The sequence below is a fragment of the Pseudomonas sp. Eqa60 genome, assembly GCF_018326405.1.
GTDB lineage: Bacteria > Pseudomonadota > Gammaproteobacteria > Pseudomonadales > Pseudomonadaceae > Aquipseudomonas > Aquipseudomonas protegens.
The window spans coordinates 5397643-5415889 of sequence record NZ_AP024342.1 but is presented as its reverse complement, the minus strand read 5'-3'; the positions used below and the strand labels follow the sequence as shown (position 1 = coordinate 5415889).

The following is an 18247-nucleotide window of genomic DNA, read 5'->3' as shown; positions in this document are numbered from 1 at the left end:
TTCGAATTACGAGAAGTGAAACCACTACCATGATGCGCAGCCATTATTGCGGCCAACTGAACGAAAGCCTGGAAGGTCAGGAAGTAACCCTTTGCGGATGGGTCCACCGTCGCCGTGACCACGGCGGGGTGATCTTCCTCGATATCCGTGATCGTGAAGGTCTGGCCCAGGTGGTGTTCGACCCGGACCGCGCTGAAACCTTCGCCGCCGCCGACCGCGTGCGCAGCGAATACGTGGTCAAGATCACCGGCAAGGTACGCCTGCGTCCGGCCGGTGCCGGCAACGCCAACATGGCTTCGGGCATGATCGAAGTCCTGGGCTACGAGCTGGAAGTGCTGAACGAAGCGGAAACCCCGCCGTTCCCGCTCAACGAATACTCGGACGTGGGTGAAGAAACCCGTCTGCGCTATCGCTTCATCGACCTGCGCCGTCCGGAAATGGCCGAGAAGCTGCGCCTGCGTTCGCGCATGACCACCAGCATCCGTCGCTACCTGGACGAGAACGGTTTCCTCGACGTGGAAACCCCGATCCTGACCCGCGCCACCCCAGAGGGCGCCCGTGACTACCTGGTGCCGAGCCGCACCCACGCCGGCAGCTTCTTCGCCCTGCCGCAATCGCCACAGCTGTTCAAGCAACTGCTGATGGTGGCCGGCTTCGACCGCTACTACCAGATCGCCAAGTGCTTCCGCGACGAAGACCTGCGTGCCGACCGTCAGCCTGAGTTCACTCAGATCGACATCGAGACCAGCTTCCTCGACGAAAAAGACATCATGGGCCTGACCGAAGGCATGATCCGCAACCTGTTCAAGGAAGTGCTGGGTCTGGAATTCGGCGAATTCCCGCACATGACCTTTGAAGAAGCCATGCGTCGCTACGGTTCCGACAAGCCGGACCTGCGCAACCCGCTGGAACTGGTGGACGTTGCCGACCAGCTCAAGGAAGTGGAGTTCAAGGTGTTCAGCGGCCCGGCCAACGATCCGAAATGCCGCATCGCCGCCTTGCGCGTTCCAGGCGGGGCGAGCATGCCGCGCAAGCAGATCGACGACTACACCAAGTTTGTCGGCATCTACGGCGCCAAGGGCCTGGCCTACATCAAGGTCAACGAGCGCGCCAAAGGCGTTGAAGGCCTGCAATCGCCGATCGTCAAGAACATCCCGGAAGCCAACCTGAACGTGATCCTCGATCGCGTGGGCGCGGTCGACGGCGACATCGTGTTCTTCGGGGCCGACAAGGCCAAGATCGTCAGCGAAGCCCTGGGCGCGCTGCGTATCAAGCTCGGTCACGACCTGAACCTGCTGACGTGCGAATGGGCGCCGATGTGGGTTGTCGACTTCCCGATGTTCGAAGAGAACGACGACGGCAGCTTCACCGCCCTGCATCACCCGTTCACCGCGCCGAAGTGCTCGCCGGAAGAACTGGAAGCCAACCCGGCTACCGCTCTGTCGCGCGCCTACGACATGGTTTTGAACGGCACCGAATTGGGTGGCGGTTCGATCCGTATCCACCGCAAGGAAATGCAGCAAGCGGTATTCCGCCTGCTGGGCATCAGCGAAGCGGAACAGGAAGAGAAGTTCGGCTTCCTGCTGGACGCCCTCAAGTACGGCGCGCCGCCGCACGGTGGCCTGGCCTTCGGCCTGGACCGCCTGGTGATGCTGATGACCGGCGCCCAGTCGATCCGCGAAGTGATCGCCTTCCCGAAAACCCAGAGCGCGGCCTGCGTCATGACTCAGGCACCGGGTCTGGTGGATGCCAAGGCTCTGCGCGAGCTGCACATCCGCCTGCGCGAACAGCCCAAGGCTGAATAAGCCGGCCCGATAAGGCGCACCTTCGGGTGCGCTTTTTCTATGGGTCGAGTTTTTGTTGCCCGCACCCGCCAGGCGGCGTGGGCAATGTTTCAAAGAGAATTTGGAGCAAGTTATGGCAGGTCATTCCAAGTGGGCGAACATCAAGCACCGCAAAGAGCGTCAGGATGCCAAGAGAGGCAAGATTTTCACCAAGTGGATTCGTGAGCTGACTGTCGCGGCCCGTCAGGGCGGCGGCGATCCCAACTCCAACCCACGCCTGCGCCTGGCCCTGGACAAGGCCCTGGGTGCCAACATGAGCCGCGACATCATCGATCGGGCCATCGCCCGTGGCACCGGCGCTGCCGGCAGCGACGATGTGGTCGAGCTGACCTATGAAGGCTACGGCCCCAACGGCGTGGCGGTGATGGTCGAGTGCATGACCGACAACCGCAACCGCACCGCGGCAGCTGTTCGTCATGCCTTCAGCAAGTGCGGCGGCAACCTGGGTACCGACGGTTCGGTGGCCTACCTGTTCGAGCGCAAGGGGCAGATCACCTTCGCCGAAGGTGTCGATGAAGACGCCTTGATGGAAGCGGCGATGGAAGCCGATGCCGACGACGTGGTCAGCAACGAAGACGGTTCGATCGATGTGTTCACCTCGTTCGCCGGTTTCTATGGCGTGCGCAATGCCTTGGAAGCGGCGGGTTTTACTGCTGCGGACGCGGAAATCGTTATGCTGCCGACCACCAGTGCCGAGCTGGACCTGGAAGGCGCCGAGAAGGTCCTCAAGCTGATCGACATGCTGGAAGACCTGGATGATGTGCAGAACGTCTATTCCAACGCGGATATTCCCGAGTCGGTCGCCGAGCAACTCGGCTGATTCAACTGCACTAACCTTGAGGCCGGAGGTGCGAAGCCGTGATCATTGCGCGGCAGGGCGCTTCCGGCTTCTGCCTTTTCGCTGTTCCGGTCCTGGCCGGCAAGCCTCTTTATTCAAGCAGCAGGCGTTATGACTCTTATTCTTGGCATCGACCCCGGTTCGCGCATTACCGGTTATGGCGTGGTTCGAGACACGGGGCGCGGCTGTGTGTACGTGGCCTCTGGCTGTATCCGTACCGGGGCTGGCGAGCTGCCCGACCGGCTGCAGATCGTCTATCGCGGGGTGCGTGAAGTGATCCAGACCTACGGTCCGGTGACCATGGGGATCGAGAAGGTGTTCATGGCGCGCAACGCCGACTCGGCGCTCAAGCTCGGCCAGGCGCGGGGGCAGCGATCGTTGCCGGTGCCGAAGAGGGGCTGGAGATTGCCGAGTACACCGCCACCCAGGTCAAGCAGGCCGTGGCCGGCACTGGCGGGGCCAACAAGGAACAGGTGCAGATGATGGTCATGCACCTGCTCAAGCTGACCGCCAAGCCGCAGATCGATGCCTCGGACGCCCTGGCCATTGCCATCTGTCACGCTCATACCCGTTCCAGCCTGCTGCCCCATGGTCTGGGGACAGCACGCAGTCGTGGCGGCCGCCTGCGTCTCTGATAGCATCAGCGCAGTCATTTTAGGGGTTGAGCGTTTTGCGCCTGGGTAGCCGGCGCAGACGCTCGCCCAACGAGTCGCCAGCTGCGGGCTGGCCATCGCCTAAGGATCTGAAACGTGATTGGACGCTTGCGCGGCACCCTGGCTGAGAAACAGCCGCCGCACCTGATTCTTGATGTAAACGGGCTGGGATATGAAGTCGAAGTGCCGATGACCACCCTGTATCGCCTGCCGTCGGTCGGCGAGCCCCTGACCCTGCACACCCATTTGGTCGTCCGCGAGGATGCGCAGTTACTCTACGGTTTTGCCAGCAAGCGCGAGCGAGACTTTTTCCGCGAGTTGATCCGTCTCAATGGTGTGGGCCCGAAACTGGCCCTGGCGTTGATGTCCAGCCTTGAGGTGGATGAGCTGGTGCGTTGCGTGCAGGCCCAGGACACCTCGGCCCTGACCAAGGTGCCCGGAGTCGGCAAGAAGACCGCCGAGCGCCTGCTGGTAGAACTCAAGGACCGTTTCAAGGCCTGGGAAGCCGTGCCGAGCATGTTCGCCCTGGTGCCGAACCAGCCGGATGCGCCGGCGCCAGTGGCCAGCGCCGAGTCGGACGCGGTCAGCGCGCTGATCTCCCTGGGCTATAAGCCGCAGGAAGCCAGCAAGGCCGTATCCGCGATCAAAGACAAAGGCTTGAGCAGTGAAGACATGATCCGCCGAGCCCTGAAGGGAATGATTTAAGTGATTGAAGCCGACCGTCTGATCGCCGCCACGGGCCCCCGTGAGCGCGAGGAAATCCAGGACCGGGCGATTCGTCCGGTCAGCCTGGCCGACTACATCGGCCAGCCTAGCGTGCGCGAGCAGATGGAGCTGTTCATCCAGGCCGCCCGTGGGCGCAACGAGTCCCTGGACCACACCCTGATCTTCGGTCCCCCGGGCCTGGGCAAGACCACCCTGGCCAACATCATCGCCGAGGAAATGGGGGTGTCGATCAAGAGTACGTCCGGCCCGGTGCTGGAGCGCCCTGGTGATCTGGCGGCCTTGCTGACCAATCTTGAGCCTCACGACGTACTGTTCATCGACGAGATTCACCGGCTTTCGCCGATTGTCGAAGAAGTGCTGTACCCGGCCATGGAAGATTTCCAGCTCGACATCATGATCGGCGAAGGCCCTGCGGCGCGCTCGATCAAGCTCGATCTGCCGCCGTTCACCCTGGTAGGGGCAACCACGCGTGCGGGGATGCTGACCAACCCGCTGCGGGACCGCTTCGGCATCGTCCAGCGCCTGGAGTTCTACAGCACTGCGGACCTGGCAACCATTGTCAGCCGTTCCGCGGGCATTCTTGGTTTGCCCCTGGATCCGGAAGGCGCCTTCGAGGTCGCGCGCCGTGCCCGGGGCACTCCGCGGATCGCCAACCGCCTGCTGCGTCGGGTGCGGGATTTCGCCGAGGTGCGGGCCAAGGGGCATATCACCAAACCGATCGCCGACCTGGCGCTGAACCTGCTGGACGTCGATGAACGTGGCTTCGACCACCAGGACCGACGTCTATTGCTGACCATGATCGAGAAGTTCGACGGCGGACCGGTGGGGGTCGACAGCCTGGCCGCGGCCATCAGTGAAGAGCGCCATACCATCGAGGATGTGCTGGAGCCGTACCTGATCCAGCAGGGCTATATCATGCGCACCCCCCGTGGTCGTGTGGTGACCCGGCACGCCTACCTGCACTTCGGTCTTAACATTCCGTCACGAATGGGGGACATGCCCGTGGTAGACGAATTCCTCGATGCCGTGGACGATTAATAACCCGCTCTTTGTCGATTTATTCGGGGTTTGTGCTGTCCTAGGGACTGGCATGGTTAAAACATCACGAAAAGTCGTACAAGAATGAAAAAACAGTTGCCTGGCCGGATTGGCAACCTGAGGAGTAAGCACTAGAGTATGCGCGCGCAAAACGGGCTTGAGCCGTTCGCACATCGTTGTCGCGTTTATTACGAGGACACCGATGCCGGCGGCATCGTGTATTACGTTAATTACCTTAAGTTTATGGAGCGGGCTCGAACCGAGCGGCTACGACACCTGGGTTTTGCCCAGTCGCAGCTGGTGGGGGAGAACCTGTTATTTGTCGTGCACTCCAGCGAAGCGCGTTATCACGCGCCGGCGCGACTGGACGACGAACTTCTGGTCAGTGCCCAAGTTACCGAATTGAACCGGGTCAGCCTGCGCTTCACTCAGCAGGTCAGGCGAGCCAAAGACAATGCACTGCTCTGTGAAGGGCAGTTCCTGGTGGCCTGTGTGCGCGCCGACAATTTCAAACCCCGCGCCATTCCAGACGCTCTGCGTACGGCCTTTGCCGACGAGAGCAGCGCGGGTACACACTCAGAGCAGGAGATAAAGCGTGGAAGCTAACGTCGTCGACCATTCCTCCATGTGGAGCCTGGTCAGCAATGCCAGCGTTGTAGTGCAGTTGGTAATGCTGACCCTGGTTGCCGCATCGGTGACTTCATGGATCATGATCTTTCAGCGCAGCAACCTGCTGCGTGCCGGTCGACGTGCCCTGGAGAGCTTCGAAGAGCGCTTCTGGTCCGGTATCGACCTGTCCAAGCTGTACCGCCAGGCGGGCAGCAACCCTGATCCGGATTCCGGCGTGGAGCAGATCTTCCGTGCCGGTTTCAAGGAGTTCTCCCGCCTGCGCCAGCAACCGGGTGTCGATCCTGAAGCGGTCATGGAAGGCGTGGCCCGTGCCATGCGCGTAGCGATTTCCCGCGAAGAAGAAAAGCTCGAGCAGAGCCTGCCGTTCCTCGCCACTGTCGGTTCCGTCAGCCCGTACATCGGCCTGTTCGGTACCGTCTGGGGGATCATGAACTCCTTCCGCGGCCTGGCTCAGGCCCAGCAAGCGACCCTGGCTACCGTAGCCCCGGGTATCGCCGAAGCACTGATCGCCACGGCCATCGGCCTGTTCGCGGCCATCCCGGCGGTGATCGCCTACAACCGCTTCGCCGCTCGTGGCGAGACGCTGATCAGCCGTTACTACACCTTCGCCGACGAGTTCCAGGCGATCCTGCACCGTAAAGTGCACACCAGCGAAGAGTGAGCAGGTAAAACCCATGGCCCGAGTTCGCCACAAACGCAAGCCGGTTGCCGAGATGAACGTGGTGCCTTACATCGACGTGATGTTGGTACTGCTGGTTATCTTCATGGTGACCGCGCCGATGCTCAACCAGGGCGTGAAAGTTGACCTGCCCAAGGTTTCCAGCGAAGCCTTGCCCCAGGACAACAACACCCAGGTGCTGACCATCTCGATCAAGGCTGACAAGACCTACTACTGGAACCTTGGCAGCGAAGTCGACACCGAAAAGCAACAGGACAAGGCGATGACCTTGCCGCAGATGACCGACGCGGTGACCAAGATCATCCGTGCCGGCAATGAAGGCGGCAAGCACACCCAGGTGTTCATTCGCGGTGATAAATCCGTCGACTACGGCGCCGTGATGGGTGCCATGGGCGGCCTGCAGAAAGCCGGAGTCGGTAACGTTGGCCTGATTACCGAGGCGCCCTGATGCACCAACAGCGAGAGCCGTCCGCCTCGGAAAGCTACTTCTGGCCTAGTGTCTGGGCAATTGCCCTGCACGTGCTGGTGTTTGGCATGCTGTTCGTCAGCTTTGCCATGACCCCGGAACTGCCCCCGGCCAAGCCGATCGTTCAAGCGACCCTGTACCAGCTCAAATCCAAGAGTCCGGCAACCACCCAGACCAATCACAAGATTGCGGGTGAGGCGAAGAAATCCGCCGCGCGCCAGACCGAAGCCGAACAGTTGGAGCAGAAGAAGGTCGAGCAGGAAGAGATCAAGGCCGCGGAACAAAAGAAAGAAGAGGCTGCTCAAAAAGCCGAGGAAGCGAAAAAGGCCGATGAGGCCAAGAAAGCCGATGAGGCGAAGAAGGCGGATGACGCCAAGAAAGCCGCAGAAGCGAAAAAGGCTGAAGAGAAACAATTGGCTGATATAGCCAAGAAGAAATCCGAAGAAGAAGCCAAGAAAGCTGCTGAAGAAGAGGCCAAGAAAAAGGCCGCTGAAGAAGCGAAGAAGAAAATCGTCGAAGACGCGAAGAAGAAAGCCGCGGAAGACGCGAAGAAAAAAGCTGAAGCAGACGAAGCGAAGAAAAAGATCGCCGAGGATGCCAAGAAGAAAGCTGCTGCCGACGCTGCGAAGAAGAAGGCCCAGGAAGCAGCGCGCAAATCTGCCGAAGAGAAAAAGGCCCAGGCCCTGGCGGACTTGCTGTCCGATAAGCCGGAGCGTGAAGCCACCAAGTCGGATGAGGTGGGTGACAGTGTCGCAGGCAGTTTCGATGACCTGATTCGCATTCGTGCGGCGGAAGGCTGGGCTCGTCCTCCTTCGGCGCGCAAGGGCATGACGGTGGAACTGCGGATCGGCATGTTGCCTGATGGCACGGTGACCACGGTCAGCGTGATCAAGTCCAGTGGTGATGGTCCGTTCGACGCTTCGGCGGTGGCGGCAGTCAAGAACATTGGGCGTTTGACAGAAATGCAGGGTTTGAGTCCGAAGGATTTCGCGCCCTATCGTTCATTCAAGATGACATTCACACCTGAGGATCTAGCCTTGTGAGAAACCTTCTTCGAGGAATGCTTGTCGTTATTTGCTGTATGGCAGGGATAGCGGCAGCGGACGAAAAAAACATTCTGGTCACCAGTGGCAGTGATCGGGCGACGCCGATTGCGGTAGTGCCGTTTGGCTGGCAGGGCGGCAGCGTGCTGCCGGACGACATGGCACAGATCATCGGTGATGACCTGCGCAACTCGGGTTACTACGCACCGATTCCAAAGCAGAACATGATCAGCTTGCCGACCCAGGCCAGCGAAGTCATTTTCCGCGACTGGAAAGCCCTGGGCGCCCAGTACGTGATGGTCGGCAGCATTGTTCCAGCCGGCGGTCGCCTGCAGGTGCAGTACGCGCTGTTCAACGTCGCGACCGAGCAGCAAGTGCTGACCGGCAGCGTGTCGGGTAGCGTTGATCAGTTGCGGGACATGTCGCACTACATTTCCGACCAGTCCTTTGAAAAACTCACCGGCATCAAGGGGGCGTTCTCTACGCGCCTGCTGTATGTGACGGCTGAGCGTTTCTCGGTGAACAACACCCGTTACACCCTGCAGCGTTCGGACTACGACGGTGCTCGGGCGGTAACCCTGTTGCAGTCTCGCGAGCCGATCCTGTCGCCGCGCTTTGCTCCGGATGGCAAGCGCATTGCGTACGTGTCGTTCGAGCAGAAGCGCCCGCGCATCTTCGTCCAGCACATCGATACCGGGCGTCGTGAGCAGATCACCAACTTCGAAGGCCTGAACGGCGCTCCAGCCTGGTCGCCAGATGGCACCCGCCTGGCTTTCGTGCTGTCCAAGGACGGCAACCCGGATATCTATGTGATGAACATGGCGTCCCGGCAGATCAGCCGCGTCACCAGTGGCCCGGGCATCAACACCGAACCGTTCTGGGGCAAGGATGGTTCCACCATCTATTTCACCTCCGACCGTGGCGGCAAGCCGCAAGTCTATAAAAGCAATATCAATGGCGGTGGCGCCGAGCGTGTGACCTTTATTGGTAACTACAACGCCAACCCGAAACTTTCTGCTGACGAAAAGACCCTGGTAATGATTCACCGCCAGGATGGTTTCACCAACTTCCGGGTAGCGGCTCAGGATTTGCAGCGCGGTAGCGTAAAAATCCTTACAGACACTAACCTTGATGAGTCAGCTACTGTTGCGCCCAACGGCACCATGGTAATCTACGCCACCCGCCAGCAGGGCCGGGGAGTCTTGATGCTCGTGTCCATTAATGGACGTGTGAGGCTCCCGCTTCCTACCGCTCAAGGCGAAGTCAGAGAACCGTCCTGGTCCCCTTACCTGAACTGACGCGGCGCTACAATGTTTCACTTAACACACTGGGGTTCATTAGGAGTTTCACGATGGAAATGTTGAAGTTTGGTAAGTTTGCTGCGCTGGCTCTGGCCATGGCTGTGGCTGTAGGTTGCTCCTCCAAAGGCGGCGACAATGCCGGTGAAGGCGCTGTTGATCCAAACGCTGGTTACGGCGCTAACACCGGTGCTGTTGATGGCTCCCTGAGCGAAGAAGCTGCTCTGCGCGCAATCACCACCTTCTACTTCGAATACGACAGCTCGGACCTGAAGCCAGAAGCCATGCGCGCTCTGGACGTTCACGCCAAAGACCTGAAAGCAAACGGCGCTCGCGTTGTTCTGGAAGGCAACACCGACGAACGTGGTACTCGTGAGTACAACATGGCTCTGGGCGAGCGTCGTGCTAAAGCCGTTCAGCGCTACCTGGTTCTGCAGGGCGTTTCCCCTGCACAGCTGGAGCTGGTTTCCTACGGTAAAGAGCGTCCAGTTGCTACTGGCCACGACGAGCAGTCCTGGGCTCAAAACCGTCGCGTCGAACTGCGTAAGTAATTCGTCATGCGAACGTGCCGTCGTGCTGTAACTATTTTGGCTCTCAGTCTCACGCCGCTCGCGGCGTGGTCTGCGGTTCCTGTGGTCGATAACAACTCCGGCTATAACAATAGCGGGAGCAGTTATCCGCCAGCGGGTTATGGCACGAACGGCGCCTATGCCGGGGGAGGGGTTTCGACCCCTGTCTCGGCACAGGGCGAGCTGTTCCAGCAACTGCAGCAAATGCAGGAACAGATTGCACGCCAACAGGGTGTGATCGAAGTTCTGCAAAATGATGTAGCGCGGATGAAGCAAGAAAGCCTGGAGCGTTACCAGGACCTTGATCGACGCATAGGAAGCGGTGTCGCACCTGCCGCAACTCCTGAGAATTCTTCTGCCGGTGGCGATAACAGCGCTGCCGGTGCCGCTGCTCAGGCGCCAGCCGCCAGTAGCGAACCCGGTGATCCGGCCAAGGAAAAGCTCTACTACGATGCTGCCTTCGACCTGATCAAGGCCAAGGATTTCGACAAGGCCAGCCAGGCCTTCTCGGCATTCCTGCGCAAGTACCCCAACAGCCAGTACGCCGGCAATGCCCAGTACTGGTTGGGTGAAGTGAACCTGGCCAAAGGCGACCTGCAAGGTGCGGGCCAGGCATTTGCCAAGGTTTCCCAGCTGTATCCCAAGCACGCCAAGGTGCCGGATTCGCTGTACAAGCTGGCTGACGTAGAGCGTCGTCTCGGTCACACCGACCGGGTCAAGGGCATCCTGCAGCAGGTGGTGGCCCAGTATCCGGGCACTTCCGCCGCTCAGTTGGCCCAACGGGACCTGCAGCGCATGTAAGTGCGTTGGCCTCCGTTACAAGAAACCCGCGCTTGTCGCGGGTTTTTTCGTTAGAATCCATGCCCTTTTTCTGAAACACGCTTCCTGGGATCTGCGCGATGGCGGGGTTCCTTGAAGTGCCTGACGGAGGCGGACAGCCTGTTTAGCTGTTACGCCCGTGGCGACTATGCAAGACACATTGAGAATCACCGAAGTTTTCTACTCGTTGCAGGGGGAAACTCGGACTGCCGGGCTGCCCACGGTTTTTGTGCGCCTGACCGGTTGCCCGTTGCGTTGCCAATACTGCGACAGTGCCTACGCGTTCAGCGGCGGTAGCCAGCGGACCCTCGATAGCCTGCTGGAGCAGGTTGCCGGTTTCCGCCCTCGCTACGTCTGCGTCACTGGTGGCGAGCCTCTGGCCCAGCCCAATGCCATTCCCTTGCTCCAGCACTTGTGCGATGCCGGCTACGAGGTCTCGCTGGAAACCAGCGGTGCCCTGGATATCTCTGCGGTGGACCCGCGCGTCAGCCGGATCCTTGATCTCAAGACTCCCGGCTCCAAGGAAGCGCACCGCAACCGCTATGAGAATATCGAGCTGCTGACCGCCAACGACCAGGTCAAGTTTGTCATCTGCTCCCGCGAGGACTATGACTGGGCGGTGTCCAAGCTGATCCAGTACGGTCTTGAGCGACGCGCCGGCGAAGTGCTGTTTTCGCCCAGCCACCATGACTTGAATGCACGAGACCTGGCGGACTGGATCGTCGCTGACAACCTGCCAGTACGTCTGCAACTGCAGCTGCATAAATACCTTTGGAATGACGAGCCGGGGCGCTGACATGACTGAACAAGCACAGAACCCATCTTCGAGTGAAAAGCGTGCCGTGATCCTGCTGTCCGGTGGCCTGGACTCTGCCACGGTGGTGGCCATGGCTCGCGCCGAAGGCTACCGCTGCTACACCATGAGCTTCGATTACGGCCAGCGCCATCGGGCCGAGTTGCACGCCGCCGAGCGCGTGGCCCGGGACCTCGGTGTGGTGGAGCACAAGGTGATCGGCCTGAACCTCAACGGTATTGGCGGCTCGGCACTGACTGATAGCACCATCGAGGTGCCAGAGGCGCCGGGGGAGGGCATTCCTGTCACCTACGTGCCGGCACGCAACACCGTCTTCCTGTCCCTGGCCCTGGGCTGGGCGGAAGTCCTGCACGCGCGGGATATCTTCATCGGTGTCAATGCGGTGGATTATTCCGGTTATCCGGATTGCCGTCCCGAGTTCGTCGAAGCCTTCGAGCGCATGGCCAACCTGGCGACCAAGGCCGGTGTCGAAGGGCAGGGCTTTCGTATCCAGGCGCCGCTGCAGAACCTCAGCAAGGCCGAGATCATCCAGGCTGGGGTGCGCCTGGGGGTTGATTACGGGCTGACGGTTTCCTGCTATCAGGCAGACGATAGCGGCCACGCGTGCGGCAAATGTGACAGCTGCCGTTTGCGTGCTGAAGGCTTCAAGGCGGCCGGAATCAGTGATCCAACACCTTATTTTTGATTTTTTTCATATGGGGTGTTGAATTCCCGTTAGAAATCAGTATTATACGCGCCACCACACAGCGGGTCGTTAGCTCAGTTGGTAGAGCAGTTGGCTTTTAACCAATTGGTCGTAGGTTCGAATCCCACACGACCCACCATATTTGGCGGTTTAGAAAATCCGGAAGGCCCACGAAAGTGAGGATTTCCGGGTTTTTTTTTGCCTTGCAAAAAACCGTGATCCCGCCACTCAGCTGCTCAGCTTGTCTTCTTCTCACTGCTTGAATATCAACTCTTCTGCAGAGGCTGGCCTTTTGCCGGTAGCCGGACTCATCTCTAAAAACCTTGATAAATTCAGGGGCTTTATCTGAATTCCCCCTTTTTTTCAGGGGTTATCGCTTTAAATTCAGAATAAGTGCGGGGCTCGTTGACAGCGCAAATGCCTCCCGCGTAAATCTTGCCGCCATTGCCGACAGGGGTTGCGTCCCTGGCAAGGAGAACACATACCAGGGTCGGTAACTTCGCAGTCAGCAGGGCTTTGCCCTGCCTGTACGAATCTGTCCCTGAGTCTGTGCGTGAGTCATAAGCCCGGCTTACTCAAGGTGACAGGATGTTCACAGAAGCAGTTGCAATATCCGTTAGGCGCAGTGCCCCCTCCAGCCCTTCCGTCATTCGTGGCAAGGGGTGCTTTCTCTACGATGAGCAGGGCAAATCCTTCCTCGACATGTCCGGTGGCAGCGGTGCCGCCAACCTGGGTTATCAGCGCGATGACCTGGTCGAAGTCCTCAAGCGTCAATCCGAACTGCTGATCCATACCGGTTGGAACATCGACAACCCGCAGCGCCATGAAGTGGTCGCCAAGCTGGAGGGGCTGGTGCCCTATGCGCAGGCTTCGGTGTTTGGCGCGGTCACCGGTGCCGAGGCAATCGAGGTGGCGCTGAAAATCGCCCGCGCCGCTACCGGACGCCAGGGCGTGGTGTATTTCCACAATTCCTTCCATGGCAAGACCCAGGGCGCCCTGTCGGTGACCTCCAACCGCGGTTTTCGCAAGCACCTGGCCGGTGGCGACAGCCTGCAACTGACCGCCCTGGCCCTGGACTATGACGCCGACCAGGACCCGGCCCTGGCCGCCTTGTGGCGTGAGCAACTGGCCGAGGATCTGCGCCAGGCGCAGCAGGCCAATTGCTTGCCCGCGGCGCTGATCATCGAGCCGATCCAGGCAGCGGAGGGCATGTATCCGGTGCCTCTGGCGTTGCTCGAAGCGATTGTCGAACTGGGCAGGATCTTCGGCGTGATCACCATATTCGATGAGATCTACACCGGTTTTGGCCGCACCGGAACGCCGTTTTTCAGCAACCCGCAACTGCTGCCGGACCTGTTGGTGCTGGGCAAGGCCCTGGGCAATGGCTTGCCGATTTCGGCGGTGGTAGGCCGCCCGGAACTGGTGGACTGCCTGGGCTATGCCGAGCATTCCTCCACCTTCACCCTGATGCCGCTGGCCTGTGCCGTGGCTTCCAAGGTGCTGGATATCTACCACCAGGAACAGCCCTGGCAGTGGGCGGCGAGTAACGGCGCGTACCTACGCCAGGCCCTGGAAGGCCTGGGGGCCAGGACGCGCGAGTGGTCAATGTGCGCGGCCGCGGCATGATGCTCGCCTTCGATTTCGAGGGCCAGGGCGCTGATGTACTGGCGTTGCGCAACCGTCTGCTGGAGCACGGGGTGATCGTGCGCACCGGCGGGCGCAATCCGGCGACGGTCAAGCTGACCCCGCCACTGAGCATCTCCCAGCAGGAAATCCAGGCATTCATGCAGACGCTGCAGGGCGTTTGTCGCTCCCTCTAATAACAACAAGGCAGGGATATCATGTTGCAGGCTTTTACCCGCATGGCGGGTACCGATGTTGCGGGTGTCATCGATGTCCAGGGCAGCCTTGGCTTTGCCGCGCTCGACCAGTTGCGCGAGGGGGTCAGCGCCCAGCTGCAAGGGCTGCCGGAGCCGGTGCTGGCGCTGTATGCCAGCCATGGCCGGGCCATGTATGCGGCGTTGATCGCGGCCTTGTCCGCCGCCCGGCGAGTGGTGTTCATCGACCCGGCGAGCAACCTCGACGAGTTGATGCCGGTGCTCCAGCACCTGGGCGTGAACCTGGTCCTCAATGGCACGACACGGCCTGGTTCACAACTGACCCGTTCCTTGCCGGTGCTCGACCTGCAGCACCTGCAAGCCCGGCCCGTGCCCCCTGGCCGGGAATACCCGTTGCGTTGCCAGGACTACGTGATCTTCACCAGCGGCTCCACTGGCGAGCCCAAGGCCATAGTGCAGCGCATCGAGGCCCTGGGCCGGCACATTGACAACTACATCGGCTATGTCGGAATCGGCCTCGGGCAGCGTGTGCTGCAACTGGCTTCCGCGGGGTGGGACGCCGGCCTGATGGACATCTTCGCCAGCCTGAAGACTGGCGCCACCCTGTGCAGCCTCAACCCCCGGGAGCATGACTTCGCCGCAGTCGAGGCGCTGATCGCCGAACATGACATCGATGTGTTGCATATGACGGTGCCCTATCTGCGTGCCTTCTACAGCGATGCGAGCGCCATCTATGCCCGGCCCAAGCAACTGGTGATCGGCGGCGAGATCATCCACCCCTCGGACATTCGGCGCTTCAACCACGCCTTTGCCCCAGGCTCGCAACTGTTCAACGCCTACGGGCCGACCGAATGCACCACCGCGCTCTACGCCCGCATCGACCAGGGGCAGACGCTGCAGGACCCGACCTGGGCCCTGGACCGGCCGGTGGAAGGCGTCACCCTGGACATTGCCAAGGAACCGGGGCAGCCCTACGGCGAAGGTGTGGGGGAACTGCTGCTCTATTCTTCCCTGGTGGCCCGGCGCCTGGACCCGGCCAGCGGGCTGATCGTCGAGCTGACCCAACCCAGCCCCCTGGACTCGCAGCGCCAGTGCTACGCCACCGGTGATCTGGCGTGCCACCAGCCCGATGGCGCCATACGCCTGCTGGGGCGCAAGGATTCCATCGTCAAGATCAACGGGCAGAAGGTCAGCCTGGTCCAGGTGGAGTCGGAGCTCAAGGCTCTGGCCCAGGTACGGGAAGCCTGTGTGATCGCCCATCAGGCCGGGGACAACCTGGCCCTGGTGGCCTTTGTCATTGCCCGTGACGCCAGCCTTGGCGAAGACCTCCTGCGTCAGGCCGCCAGGGCCGCACTGCCGGCGCACCGGGTGCCGGCGCGCTTCCTGCTGGTGGAGCGTTTTGCCTTGAACCGCAACAACAAGATCGACCGGCAGGCGTTGGCGCAACTGGCTGCCCGCGCCATGGCGGCGCCGGAGCCGGCACAGGCCGCACCGGAGCCTTTCTGGCAAGCCATCGGCCAGGTACTTGGCGGGCAGAGCCCGGACCGGGCCAAGAGCTTTATCGACAATGGCGGCGATTCGCTGCGGGCCTTGCAGGTGGTTGCCACGCTGAAGAGAAAGGGCCTGGTGCTGGACCTGGAAGAGTTGCTGTCGGATCAGGCCCTGGGGCAATTGCCGGTGCATGCGGCGGCGGCCAAGGCCCGGCCCGGGGTTTCCCGGCCGCAGGTCGAGGGCCTGCCCAATCGCCGCTTCCTGCTGAGCCGCGGCATCAGCGACCTGGATCACTGGAACCAGGCCCTGGTGCTGGACATAGCCGCCGGCCAGGAGCCACAGCGAGTCAGCCAGGCGCTGCGGGCAATTTTCCGCCATCACTTTATCGAGGCGGGCGTTCAGGATCAGGGGCTGCAGCCTGCCGGAACGGATCTGCAGCAAGCGGTGCAGCGGACCTGCGCAGCCATCTCCCTGAGCCAGGGGCAACTCTTCTGCTTCAGCCAGCAACAGGACGCCGCTGGCCATCACCTGATCATTGCCGGGCACCAGTTCCAGGTCGATCGCTACTCCTGGATGCTGCTGGTTTCCGAGCTGGACGAATGCCTGGGGCAGGGCCTGGAGTGCATGCAAAGCTGGCCGCGGCCGACGGCCTTCGAGGAGTGGCAGCAGAGCTACCAGCGCGAGCATGCCGCGGCGACCCATGAAGCGTTCTGGGAAGCACTGCCCTGGGGCCGCTGCGCGCAGTTGACCGGGCAGCGCCCCGAGTTTCCCCGGCGCGAGGCCTTTCGGCGAGCCGAACTGTGCCTGGGGCCGGTCCGCGACCTGCCGCAGTGGGCCCAGGGTGTGGCCGAGACCAGCCAGTTGCTGCTGGCGGCCATCCTGCGCGCCATGAGCCAGAGCGATGACAACCCGTTCCAGAAAGTCCATTTGCTCGACCATGGGCGGGCCCTGGACAAGAGCGGCGCCGAGCTCAACAGCGTGTTCGGCTGGCTGACGGTGATCTACCCCCTGGTGCTGCAAGTTGCCAGCCTGGACCTGGAGCAGATCGCCAGGGAAATCAAGGCCGGCCAGCAAGCCAGCCAGGGCATTGCCCACAGCTTCGGCAACCGTTATTTCGCCACGCCCGAGGCCGAGCGCCTCAAGGGCCTGTTCGATTGCGGCTACAGCTACAACTTCCTGGGCGCCGTGGAGAACCCGCCCGGGGCCCGGGTCGGCGTGCATCCCTTGAGCCTGCAACTGATGCAGGGCAGCCCCAGCCATCACCTGGAGTTCACCGGCTACCTGGCCGCGGGCGAGTTGCTGCTGAAAATCGACTATGACCCGCAGGTCTTCGGCGAAGAACGCCTGGAGTCGCTGCTGACCGGGATCACCGCTGCCTTGAGCTAGAGAAACCTCCATGAACGCCTTACCCGATAACAACAAGAAATCCCGTTCACCGGTCGCCGTGCTGATTTTCCTCGGCTGCCTGCTGATCTGGTCCACCAACTGGATCGCCATTTCGCTGCAGGTGGAACACAGCGATGTCGGCTCTTCGCTGATGCTGCGCTTCCTCATTGCCTACGGGGTGCTGTGGCTGTGGCAACGGCTGTGCGCCGGCCCGCAGCAGCCGGTAACCCGCAAGGCCTACTTGCTGATGGCCGGGGTGGGGGCGGTGTACTTCTATGCCGGCATCGGCCTGGCCTACCTGGCCACCGCTTACCTGGGCAGTGCGCAGATGGCCTGCCTCAGCGCCTTTGTGATTTTCTACATCATCGGCATCAAGCGCCTGTTCCTGCATGTGCCGGTCGCCCTGCACAACCTGCTCGGCGCACTGGTGAGCATCGCCGGGCTGGGGCTGTTCATGCTTGGCGATCCGGGGCGGCCGCTGTCGCTGGCGGGAGTGGCCCTGGGGCTGACTTCCTTCCTGGCGGTGGCCATCGGATCGGTGCTTTCGGAGCACATCCAGAAGACCTGCCAGCTCGGCACCTTGCACATCAACAAGGTGGCGGCCGGCTGGGCCTGCGCTCTATACGCCGTCAGCCTGTTGCTGGGCGGCCATGGCTTGCAACTGCCGGGCACCCTGGCCGATCTGGGCATCCTGCTGTACCTGGGGGTGGTGTGCTCGGCGCTGGTGTTCGTGCTGTTCATCGACCTGATCAAGCGCATGGGCGCCGAGAACGCCGGCTATGTCGGCGTGCTGTACCCCATCGGCGCCAGCTACCTGTCGGTGTGGCTGGGGGAAACGCCCCTGAGCCTGCACCTGATGCTCGGCAGTGCCCTGGTGATGCTGGGCAGCCTGATCAATTTCAAGTTTCGCTACCACCCCGCCCCCAAGAAAGTGGAGTTCAGCTGAATGAGCAATGTACGGATACGCCAGGCCACCACGGACGATCTGATCGGTATTTTCGAGGCCCACCGCAACTCGGTAGAGCGCCTGTGCACCTCTGAATACAGCGATCAGCAGATCCGCATGTGGCTCGATGGGCGCTCCCCGGAAACCTACCGCGAAGCCGTGGAAAAGGGATCGCTGTGGCTGGCCGAGGGCGAGCAGATCGAAGGGTTCGTCGAACTCGACGGCAATGAGGTCAGCAAGCTGTTCATCCGTGGCGATGTGGCCAGGCGTGGCCTGGGCAGCCGTCTGCTGGAGGTGGCGCTGGCTCGGCTGCGGGCCAGCGGTGCCAGCTCGGCCTACCTGGAGGCGACCCTGACGGCCGAAGGCTTCTATGCCTACCACGGCTTCCAGAAGATCGGCGAGGGCACCTTCAGCCGCGGCAACAGCCCGGTGTCCATCGAGATCATCAAGATGGAACGCCCGCTTTGATCTGACCGTCAGCGGC

Annotated in this window: 16 protein-coding genes, 1 tRNA gene and 2 pseudogenes; all 19 read left to right on the top strand. The window is 61.4% G+C overall.

Translation table 11 applies throughout. The features are described from left to right. Positions 1-29: 29 nt before the first annotated feature. The 19 genes and pseudogenes from aspS to KI242_RS24275 all read left to right on the top strand — a co-directional run bounded on the left by aspS (position 30) and on the right by KI242_RS24275 (position 18231). Entirely contained in the window at positions 30-1805 is a 1776-nt protein-coding gene (gene aspS, locus KI242_RS24370) for an aspartate--tRNA ligase (protein ID WP_011063022.1), read from the top strand. A gap of 112 nt (positions 1806-1917) precedes the next feature. Next, a complete protein-coding gene (locus KI242_RS24365) occupies positions 1918-2664 on the top strand; it encodes a YebC/PmpR family DNA-binding transcriptional regulator (RefSeq protein WP_011063021.1) in 747 nt (248 codons plus the stop codon). Between the two features lie 129 nt (positions 2665-2793). Further along, positions 2794-3317: pseudogene (gene ruvC, locus KI242_RS24360) on the top strand (crossover junction endodeoxyribonuclease RuvC). A gap of 114 nt (positions 3318-3431) precedes the next feature. Beyond that, positions 3432-4040 (top strand): Holliday junction branch migration protein RuvA, encoded by a 609-nt coding sequence (ruvA, locus tag KI242_RS24355; protein ID WP_011063019.1) that lies wholly within the window; start codon positions 3432-3434, stop codon positions 4038-4040. Then, entirely contained in the window at positions 4041-5099 is a 1059-nt protein-coding gene (gene ruvB, locus KI242_RS24350; RefSeq protein WP_011063018.1) for a Holliday junction branch migration DNA helicase RuvB, read from the top strand. A 138-nt stretch (positions 5100-5237) separates the two neighbouring features. After that, entirely contained in the window at positions 5238-5705 is a 468-nt protein-coding gene (gene ybgC, locus KI242_RS24345) for a tol-pal system-associated acyl-CoA thioesterase (protein ID WP_011063017.1), read from the top strand. Then, positions 5695-6390, top strand: coding sequence for a protein TolQ (gene tolQ, locus KI242_RS24340; RefSeq protein ID WP_011063016.1), 696 nt, complete (start codon positions 5695-5697; stop codon positions 6388-6390). Before ybgC ends, tolQ begins: the two co-directional genes overlap by 11 nt. A 13-nt stretch (positions 6391-6403) precedes the next feature. After that, positions 6404-6856: a protein TolR gene (gene tolR, locus KI242_RS24335; RefSeq protein ID WP_011063015.1), complete on the top strand. Its 453-nt coding sequence runs from the start codon at positions 6404-6406 to the stop codon at positions 6854-6856. Beyond that, a complete protein-coding gene (tolA, locus tag KI242_RS24330) occupies positions 6856-7917 on the top strand; it encodes a cell envelope integrity protein TolA (protein ID WP_011063014.1) in 1062 nt (353 codons plus the stop codon). Before tolR ends, tolA begins: the two co-directional genes overlap by 1 nt. A gap of 17 nt (positions 7918-7934) precedes the next feature. Further along, complete coding sequence (gene tolB, locus KI242_RS24325; RefSeq protein WP_015636767.1) at positions 7935-9215, top strand: Tol-Pal system beta propeller repeat protein TolB; 1281 nt, start codon at positions 7935-7937, stop codon at positions 9213-9215. Positions 9216-9268: 53 nt separating this feature from the next. Further along, complete coding sequence (gene pal, locus KI242_RS24320; RefSeq protein ID WP_003227510.1) at positions 9269-9766, top strand: peptidoglycan-associated lipoprotein Pal; 498 nt, start codon at positions 9269-9271, stop codon at positions 9764-9766. Positions 9767-9772: 6 nt separating this feature from the next. Continuing rightward, complete coding sequence (ybgF, locus tag KI242_RS24315) at positions 9773-10585, top strand: tol-pal system protein YbgF (RefSeq protein WP_011063012.1); 813 nt, start codon at positions 9773-9775, stop codon at positions 10583-10585. Between the two features lie 166 nt (positions 10586-10751). Continuing rightward, positions 10752-11399, top strand: coding sequence for a 7-carboxy-7-deazaguanine synthase QueE (gene queE / locus KI242_RS24310; protein WP_011063011.1), 648 nt, complete (start codon positions 10752-10754; stop codon positions 11397-11399). Position 11400: 1 nt separating this feature from the next. Next, complete coding sequence (gene queC, locus KI242_RS24305) at positions 11401-12102, top strand: 7-cyano-7-deazaguanine synthase QueC (RefSeq protein WP_011063010.1); 702 nt, start codon at positions 11401-11403, stop codon at positions 12100-12102. A gap of 63 nt (positions 12103-12165) precedes the next feature. Beyond that, positions 12166-12241, top strand: a tRNA-Lys gene (locus tag KI242_RS24300). A 449-nt stretch (positions 12242-12690) separates the two neighbouring features. Beyond that, a pseudogene (locus KI242_RS24295) lies at positions 12691-13922 on the top strand (aspartate aminotransferase family protein). Between the two features lie 21 nt (positions 13923-13943). Then, complete coding sequence (locus tag KI242_RS24285; RefSeq protein ID WP_212805615.1) at positions 13944-16817, top strand: AMP-binding protein; 2874 nt, start codon at positions 13944-13946, stop codon at positions 16815-16817. Between the two features lie 10 nt (positions 16818-16827). After that, positions 16828-17763, top strand: a complete 936-nt coding sequence (locus KI242_RS24280) for a DMT family transporter (protein ID WP_053159884.1) — start codon at positions 16828-16830, stop codon at positions 17761-17763. Further along, a complete protein-coding gene (locus KI242_RS24275) occupies positions 17764-18231 on the top strand; it encodes a GNAT family N-acetyltransferase (protein WP_019094547.1) in 468 nt (155 codons plus the stop codon). Positions 18232-18247 lie beyond the last annotated feature (16 nt).